This window comes from Spirosoma utsteinense, assembly GCF_014282275.1.
Classification (GTDB): Bacteria; Bacteroidota; Bacteroidia; order Cytophagales; family Spirosomataceae; genus Spirosoma; species Spirosoma utsteinense.
On record NZ_VFIA01000014.1, the window covers coordinates 162363 to 170739 of the forward strand.

Consider the following 8377-nt stretch of genomic DNA (forward strand, 5'->3'; position numbering starts at 1 on the left):
ACGCCAGCGATCAATTGCGAATGGTAAACGAGTAGGTGCCCGAACCCAGCGAAATCATAACCTGACCGTTTGCCTGACGAACGCCTTTCCATTGCGCAATCGGCTTGCCGTTCTCATTGATCTGCGACAGACGTTGAGCGGGCAAATACAGGGTGGCGGTCGTGTTGGGCGGCAGGCTTGTTTTATAGTTCCAGCCGGTACCCTCCCATTTCCACTCGCTGTTGATTCGGCCATACACCGACTCATAGTACCCTTTGGCAAAGGTCATTTTTTTTGTTGGGTCGGGGGTTGGCTTCAGAACGATTTCCTTGAACGCAGCCGTTTCCGGATGCCGCTGTATCCCCAGCGAATAGTTATACATCCAGGCAGCAACGGCTCCAAACGAATAGTGATTGAAGGAGTTCATACTGTTGTTACCTCCAAATCCATTCTCGACCGTATACGAGTTCAGGCGTTCCCAGATGGACGTTGCCCCGTTCACGACCGAGTACAGCCAGGATGGGTAGTCCTGCTGTTGCAGGAGCCGGTAAGCTGTAGCCGGATTACCGTTTTCAGACAGCGCTTCGGTGATGGACGCTGTTCCGATAAAGCCGGTCATCAGCGAATAATCGGGTTGCTCCACGCCCTGATCATCGGTGTTTTTTCGCGTAATCGTTTCGTTTAGGTACCGGACGGCAAAGGGTTTATTATCATCGCTGAACAGACCCAGTGCCAGCGGAATCGCATACGATGCCTGCGTATCGATCACCTGGCCTTTGTCGGATTTCTGGTCCTGCTGCTGCTGGTTCGGCGGCCCCATAAAGCCGGTCTTTACACCCGATTTTATCGTTTTGTGCGTGGCCTTGTCTACGTAGATAGTGTTCCACGCAGCTTTGATCTCGTTCTGTCGTTTTACGAACTGAGCTGCATCCTCAGGTTTACCCAGCAACGTAGCGACCTTGTTCATCAACTCAAGGTCATAAGCGTAATAGGCCATCCAGAATAAGGTATTATCGTTTTTGTTGCCCTCGGGACTCAGCCAGTCGCCCAGCGGGCCTTCGTTAAGTATGCCCGTTTCCTTGTCGACCTTTGTTTCCAGGAACTGAACGTACCGCTTCATGGCGTCATAATGCTCACGTAACAGCGCCACGTCGCCGTACTGCCGGTACGTTTCCCAGGCAACCACGATACCGGCACTTCCCCAAAGGGTACCGCCAAACCCACCCCCCATCGGAGCCACATCGGTAAATCGACCGCTCTCGGCCTGCACGTCGCGCATGGCCAGCAGGTGCCGGCGCAGGAACAGGTCGGCGTTGGTGAGGTAGGTAGCACTTCTCGAAAACACCGATATATCTCCGCTCCAGCCCATGCGTTCGTTGCGGGCGGGAGTGTCGGTAGGGATGGAGAGGAAGTTGCTGCGCAGCGACCAGGTAATGTTTTGCCATAGTTTGTTGACCAGCGCATTCGACGTTTCGTACTGCGACGAAAGGGCCGTTATGGAACTGATCACCAGCCCGTCGACATCGGCAATTGGAATAGCCTGGTCCAGGCCGGTCAGTTCCAGATACCGGTAGCCGTGAAAAGTAAAGCGGGGCTGTATGGTTTCCTGGCCCCCTTTCAGGATATAGGTGTCCTGCGTGAGGGCTGCCCGGATATTTTCCATCATGACCATACCCGTATTCTCCTTGTATTCGGGCAGGTCAGGGTATTTAACTTCGGCATAACGCATGGTAATGACCTGCCCTTTTTTGCCGTTTTTGATCAATATACGCGGGAAACCTACCATGTTCTGCCCCATATCATACACGAACACCCCGGGACGAACTTCAGCCACGGCGAGCGCAGGCATTGTTTTTACCAGAGTAGCGTTGTCGCCCATCTGTCCAACAAGCTTGAAATTGCTATACTCCATTGATGATTTTCTGCCCATAAAATCGGTGAAGGTCCCCTGATAGGCAGTGCCTTCGAGGGGTACGTCCACGGCAGATTTCCAGGCGGCATCGGCATAGGCGGGCGTCGACCAGTTCCTGACCAGCTCGTCTTTGGTCGCGTCGTATACTTCCCCCTGAAAGAAGGAGCCGTACCGAACCGGGCCATCGGCAAAGAATTTCCAGGTGTCAGGTTGGGAAGTGACGACCTGCTCGGTTCCGTCGGCATAGGTAATCACCAGCTTGCTCAACAGCGATTGCCGGTCGCCGAAGTAATTCCAGCTTTCGCCACTGTAGGTGATATTACCGCTCCACCAGCCTTCGCTCAACCAGGCCCCCAGCGCATTTTTCTGGCCCGTTTTTACTGCACCCGTAATGTCGTATGTCTGGTACATGTGGTGCTTGTTGTACTGCGTCAGGCCCGGATTGAAATAGTCGGTACCTACCCGGCTTCCGTTCAGATAAAGCTCATATATGCCCCGCGCCGTCACATACAGCCGGGCTTTGGCAATGGGCTTGGCCTGGGTAGTGAAGGTATTGCGGAGCATGGGAGCCGCATTCCGACTCGGGTTAGCCACAACCAGCGGCCCGCCCTTAACCGTATACCGACCATCGCCAACGGTCAGGTTGGCCGCCTTAAAAATGCCTGCATAAGGCTGCCTGCTCAGGTTTTCGGTAAACAACGGGTTGGACGGATAACGAAAATTACGAATTTCCACCCCGGAGAAATGCGCCTGCTGGTTCTGGGGCACTCTGAAACCGATATCGGCCACCATCGGAAAACTGATGAAGTTATTTCCGCTACCCACGGGATTGAGGTTAACACCACGGGCAGCAAAGGGAGACGATGGACCGGCGGCTTTATCGGTGAGTTTGTTGGCCTCCTCCCGCCCATCGACGAAGAATTCAAACAGGCCAAAATTGCAATCGGCAAAAATGGTATGCTTGTCGTATTTGTTGGTGTTGTTAATCAGATTCTTCGGAATGTCGAGAGTTTTAAACGGTACATCGGGTTTGTCGGTTTTCGAGTAACCAACCCGGTACATAGTGAGTTTGGCCAGCCCGGTCGGTGAGTCGGTCACCGCCGAAATATCAAGTTCAACGGCTATGTAGCTTTGATCCAGTTTATTTTCTACCCCCATGATATTCCCGTTTCTATCCATGAGCCGACGGTCGTTGGCACCGAATACAAACGCAGCCCTGGTCGAGCGGGTCGCCTGATCCAGCTGAATGCCGAACTGGAGCTTAAAAACCGATACGTAATGGGAATAGAAAACCAGATCGTCGGTACCCCCGCCAATCCAGCGGGCACCCGACCAGGCAGCGATATCCGGATTCATCAAGCCCGTTTCGAACCAGGATGCGTTGGTTGCCAACTGGCCCCTGTTATCCCAGACCGTTACTTTCCACTGATAGCGTGTTGTTGGCTGAAGTGCCTTGCCGGCATATTCGATCCCGTTCGAATTACCGGAGTCCACTTTTTTTGAATCCCAGACAACCTGATTTTTTGCATCTGTTACGATGAGTTGGTAAGCTTGCTGCGCATATCCCCGCTTACTGTCCAGGGCTTTCATCTGCCACGAGAAATGGGGCGTTGGCTGGTCGATGCCTAGCGGGGTTGACTGATAATCGACACGCAGCACGTCGACAGAAACAGCCGCGAAGCCTGAACTCACAACGGAAAGCAGCAGCAGGAACGGGAGAAAAAAGGTTTTCATTCTTGGTCTATCAAAGGGTTCAGTAGAGAAAATAAGCGCGGATGGCTCATTATATCGTTCTGATACAATGATAGTGCAAGAATATGAGTCCTCAAATTTATTATTATATCATTTTGATATGAAGCGAAAAAGGTGGCTTATTCGTTGTAACTAGATCGCTCCGTTATCAAATTTACCAATCATGCTTCGTCAGAACGATCCCAGAGAAATTAGTCCGCATGGAGAAGGTTTAGTCAAAGGAGTTGCGGTAGATCCGGTGATCTTTGGTTTTCACGAGGGCCGGTTGAAAGTGCTGATCATTGAACATACCAATACAGGCCTTTATGCGCTGCCCGGTGGTTATATTCAGGAAAAAGAAGATCTGGATGAAGCTGCTAAACGCATCCTGACCATGCGCACGGGTTTATCGGCGGTCTACCTCGAACAATTTCATGTCTTCGGCAAGTATGATCGCAATGATGCCGGGGTTGTCAGGCAGATCCTGATTGGCCAGGGATTCAGTCCGGCGGAAGAACACTGGAGCCTGCAGCGTTTTATCTCGGTTGGTTATTATGCGCTGGTCGATTATACCCGGATCGAACTCACGCCCGACCCAACGACAGGCCGTTGTGAATGGTTTGAGTTCGATCAGATACCTCCGCTGATTCTCGATCACCGGCTCATAATCGATAAAGCGTTGGCCACACTGCGAATCAATCTCGATCAGTTGCTGATTGGCTTTAATCTCCTGCCAGAACTCTTTACGATGGGGGACTTGCACACGCTGTATGAGACGATCCTGGACAAAAAGCTTTTGAGCACAAACTTCCAGCGTAAAATGCTGAGCCTGGGCATTCTGGAGCGAATCGAAAAAAAGAAGACCGGAAAAGCACACAAAGCACCCTACCTGTACCGCTTCAAGTCGACCACATAAGTTTCGGTTATAAACCGGTCAATAGCGGGCCAGGATGGGTTTATTACCAGCCACGATCAGCGTCCGCAGGCCCATCGTAAACGCAGCATCGGCATTGAACCGTTTCGGTCGGCTTTACCTTCGGGTACCCATTAGTTGAACGAAATCCGAAATTCTAACGGGGAGACGTTGGTTTTACTCTTGAATAACTTACTGAACGACTGCGAATGCTCAAACCCCAGGGCATAGGCAATTTCATTCACGGTCAGATCGGTCGTGGACAGTTTTTCTTTCGCCTTCTCGATCACTTTATCGTGAATATGCTGCTGGGTGCTTTGACCCGTCAGCATCTTTAACAGGGAGCTTAAATAGTTAGGCGATACGTTCAGGGCATTGGCAATGTACTGGACCGTCGGCAAGCCTTTTTCGGCTACGGCATCGCTGCTGAAATAGTCTGCCAGCAGATCCTCCAACCGATTGAGGAGTTTGTGGTTGGTGATTTTCCGGGTAATGAACTGACGGTGGTAAAACCGGTCAGCATATGTCAGCAGTAACTCTAGCTGCGCAATCAGTACGTCCTGACTGAAGGTGTCGATGTTAGCGCGGTATTCCTGATCCAGGTTCTGGATAATGTCCGTAATAATCGTTTCCTCTCTTTCTGACAGATGCAGGGCTTCATGGACGGCATAACTGAAGTACTCGTATTGCTTTATCTTTTTGGCTACCGGCGTATTCCACAGAAAATCGGGATGGATCAGCAACAGCCACCCCGTATGGGTCAATTCATTATCAGCTTCGATGGTAAAAACCTGACCGGGCGAAATGAAGATCAGCAGGCCTTCGTCGAAGTCATATGCCTGCTGACCATATTTCATCTTGCCATTGAAATTGCGCTTAAGCGCAATGGTATAAAAATCCTGAATGATACTGGTCGACTTATCACAGGAAAGTCGTTTAATCGATTCAAAACGCACAACGCTGATCAGCGGATGCTCCGGCTTTGGCAGGTTCCTGAGTTGATGGTACTCCGTGATGGTTTTAATCCGAAGCGGCTGGAGATTTTTCATTGGCGAATGAACAAACGTCGTTTAGTAGCCTGGACGGCCACGTCCGGGTAAGCAGATAACCCTTTTACGCCCGGACGTGGCCGTCCAGGCTACGGCTGGTAATTTCAAATAGGTTCGTTGTCTAGAGAACGGCCGCCGACGCATTACGCAGCAATCTCACCCAAGATTATAAAGTCCTTTTAACCCTTCCCTGAGCGATGCAGGCTTTCGCCCGAGCAGATTTTCCAGATCAGGGTACACGTCATCTTCCTGACCATTTTTTATGTCGGTCAAAAACCTGATCACCCGCTGAACAATCACGTCGGGCACACCACGTCCTGCCAGTTGCGTTTCAAAGACCGATGGTTCTGCCGGTGTATATTTTACGCGTTTGCCGGATAAGTCGGTCAATACAGCCGCCACATCGGCAAACGAATACCCCTCGCTCCCGGTGAAGTTGTAGATCGCACTGCCGCTACTGTCGGCTGCCAGTACATTCGCCATAGCTTCGCCCATTTCGTCTCTCAGGGCAAAGGGCACTTTCCCCTCACCGGCTGGCAGATGAATACCCGTCTCGAAAACGCTGGCCCCCACAAACTGCGGAATAACGTCCATATACAGCACGTTCCGAAACAGGGCATACGTCAGCCCACTCGCTATGATGTAGTCTTCCGTCTGGAAATGGCCTTCCATTAACAGGTTGGCCATTGTGCTTCTATCTTTCAGCGTGCGACTGGTATACGCAATAAACGGAACGCCCGCTTTTTTGGCGGCATCTACTACGTTTTTATGTTGCTGAACACGGTTTTCTTCATCGGTCCCGGCGATTAGCAAGACCTTTTCTACGCCCTGCATCGCCCGGTCGAGCGAGGCCGTATCATCGTAATGACCTACCCGGATAGTGACTCCGCGTTCGGTCAGAGCAGCCGCTTTATCCGCATCACGGACAAGAGCAGCCACCTGGGAAGCGGGCATTTTTTTCAGCAGAAAATGTATGGTGGCAGCGCCGAGATGGCCCGTTGCACCGGTGACAAGAATCATAGTTGTTGTGTTTAACGTGGACATTTAGGAAGCCGGTTGGCTCAGGATAATCAGCCTTTATAAACTGATGCAAACTCCTTCGCAAAATCGTCCAGCTTCACGCTACCCAGCGCCGTTGGCGGGTGCCGGTAATAATTCCGCGACAGGTCACCGTTCCGAACGCTGGCAAACATGTCCACAAAATCAGCAGCCAGTTGTGGCGGTACACCATTTGCTTCCATACCACGTTGCATCTGCTCGTCCGGAATAACGGTCCACGTTAAGTCCGGTTTACCAATGGCTTCGCCTAGAACGCGGGCAATGTCGGTCCCCGTTCGTTCATCACTGGCAATGTAGCGCACGGTATGGCCCGTCGTTTCTATTGTCAGTTCTTCGGCAGCCACGGCGGCAATATCGGCGGGAGCAACCATAACCAGTTTGTCAGTCCCCCCATAGTTGGCTGCAATCAGGCCCGCTCCTTTTATCATATCGACAAAGGCATACAGGTTGTAATAAAAGTAGGTGGGGCGCAGGTAGGTAATGGCCACGTCGGCCAGCACGCTCAGGATGCCTTCCACGTCCTGCGCACCGAGGATGAGCCCAATACCGGTATCCAGATCGGCACCGTAGCTGCTGAGGTAAACCACACGCCGGATGCCCGCCTGCTGGATAGCCTGGGCATAGTTGCGGCCAACTCGTGCGTAGTAGGCTCGTATACTGGCTTCGGCAAAGTTGGGGGGTACCATCGTATACACGGCGTCGGCCCCGGTAAAGGTAGCCGTCAGGAAATCGACGTCTTCCAGCGAGCCGATAGCTGCTATCGCGCCGATGGCTTCAATGTCTTTTTGTTTTTCGGGCTTGCTACTGATCACCGTAACGGCATGTCCTTTTTGCACTAACTCAATGGCCAGTGGCTGGCTGATGTGTCCTAACGAACCGGTTACTACAATATTCATCGTTCTGTTTTTTTACAAAGGTCCGCAGCCACCCGGAACCCAATGTAATCGAATCTATGGTTGTTGTAGTCAAAACCTGAATTTGCGCATCGACCGGCCTTTTTAATGCAGGCGGCTGTACTGTTTCGGCTTGGTCCCGATATGGTCGTAGAAGACTCTCGAAAAATGACTTAGGTTCGTAAAGCCCAGTTGGTTACCCACTTCTGAAACCGTCAACGTGCCCGCTGTCAATAAACGGGCGGCTTCTTTCATCCTGAATGCCTGATAATAGCTGAAAATGCTGTTGCCAAAGATTTGCCGGAACAGCCGTTTCAGTTTGGATGGACTCATATTGGCTGTAACGGCTAGTTCGTTGATCACTGGCGGCATGTCCAGATGGTCGAGCATTTGTTCTTTTACTTTGTAAATGATGTCAATATCCTGACGATTTAAGGAGTATAGCTGTTTTTCATCCCGCCTTTCCAATGCCATCAATAATCGGCAAATCAGTTCTTCTGCCTTTACCCTCAAAAAGAATAGTTTGAAGGGTGCATCTACTGACTCCGTCATAAGTTGATCCACGATGTCCTGTAAAGACGGAAACATCTGTTCTTCGAAAAGCAAGGGCTGCGTATTGTCGAATAGACTTTGCAAAACCGGCGATTTTCCCGACAGGTCAACCAATTCCTTTAGGTAATTCGCATCCACTTCTACATTGAGAATCGCCCTATTAGTATGAATTGGAATAAGAGTATGTTTGGGACTATTATTTGGCCAGCCTATTGAGCAGGATTGAAATAAAGCCAATTCGTAGCATAGCCTCCGAACTTTCTATGGTTTTGTCTACGTCTCGGAATAA

Annotated in this window: 6 protein-coding genes; 1 reads left to right on the forward strand and 5 read right to left on the reverse strand. The window is 51.1% G+C overall.

Translation table 11 applies throughout. The features are described 5' to 3' along the window. Window positions 1–10 precede the first annotated feature (10 nt). Window positions 11–3625 carry an alpha-L-rhamnosidase gene (locus FH603_RS13415; RefSeq protein WP_186738032.1) on the reverse strand — a complete coding sequence of 1205 codons (3615 nt, stop codon included), beginning with the start codon at window positions 3623–3625 and terminating at the stop codon, window positions 11–13. 181 nt (window positions 3626–3806) lie between these two features. On the opposite strand from FH603_RS13415, the gene FH603_RS13420 reads away from it, so the two are divergent. After that, the gene (locus tag FH603_RS13420; protein WP_186738033.1) at window positions 3807–4538 is read left to right on the forward strand and encodes an NUDIX hydrolase; all 732 of its coding nucleotides are present in this window, start codon (window positions 3807–3809) and stop codon (window positions 4536–4538) included. 131 nt (window positions 4539–4669) lie between these two features. On the opposite strand, the gene FH603_RS13425 is transcribed toward FH603_RS13420, so the two are convergent. The 4 genes from FH603_RS13425 to FH603_RS29115 all read right to left on the reverse strand — a co-directional run bounded on the left by FH603_RS13425 (window position 4670) and on the right by FH603_RS29115 (window position 8226). Beyond that, window positions 4670–5584 (reverse strand): helix-turn-helix domain-containing protein, encoded by a 915-nt coding sequence (locus tag FH603_RS13425; protein ID WP_186738034.1) that lies wholly within the window; start codon window positions 5582–5584, stop codon window positions 4670–4672. Between the two features lie 156 nt (window positions 5585–5740). Beyond that, window positions 5741–6604, reverse strand: a complete 864-nt coding sequence (locus FH603_RS13430; protein ID WP_186738035.1) for an SDR family oxidoreductase — start codon at window positions 6602–6604, stop codon at window positions 5741–5743. Between the two features lie 50 nt (window positions 6605–6654). Beyond that, entirely contained in the window at window positions 6655–7539 is an 885-nt protein-coding gene (locus tag FH603_RS13435) for an NmrA family NAD(P)-binding protein (protein ID WP_186738036.1), read from the reverse strand. A gap of 102 nt (window positions 7540–7641) precedes the next feature. After that, window positions 7642–8226, reverse strand: coding sequence for a helix-turn-helix domain-containing protein (locus FH603_RS29115; RefSeq protein ID WP_222439552.1), 585 nt, complete (start codon window positions 8224–8226; stop codon window positions 7642–7644). Window positions 8227–8377: the final 151 nt, after the last annotated feature.

Coding starts and splice junctions, on each gene's coding strand:
- FH603_RS13415 (WP_186738032.1), bottom strand. CDS start 3,625: ATGAAAACCTTTTTTCTCCCGTTCCTGCTGCTGCTTTCCGTTGTGAGT.
- FH603_RS13420 (WP_186738033.1), top strand. CDS start 3,807: ATGCTTCGTCAGAACGATCCCAGAGAAATTAGTCCGCATGGAGAAGGT.
- FH603_RS13425 (WP_186738034.1), bottom strand. CDS start 5,584: ATGAAAAATCTCCAGCCGCTTCGGATTAAAACCATCACGGAGTACCAT.
- FH603_RS13430 (WP_186738035.1), bottom strand. CDS start 6,604: ATGATTCTTGTCACCGGTGCAACGGGCCATCTCGGCGCTGCCACCATA.
- FH603_RS13435 (WP_186738036.1), bottom strand. CDS start 7,539: ATGAATATTGTAGTAACCGGTTCGTTAGGACACATCAGCCAGCCACTG.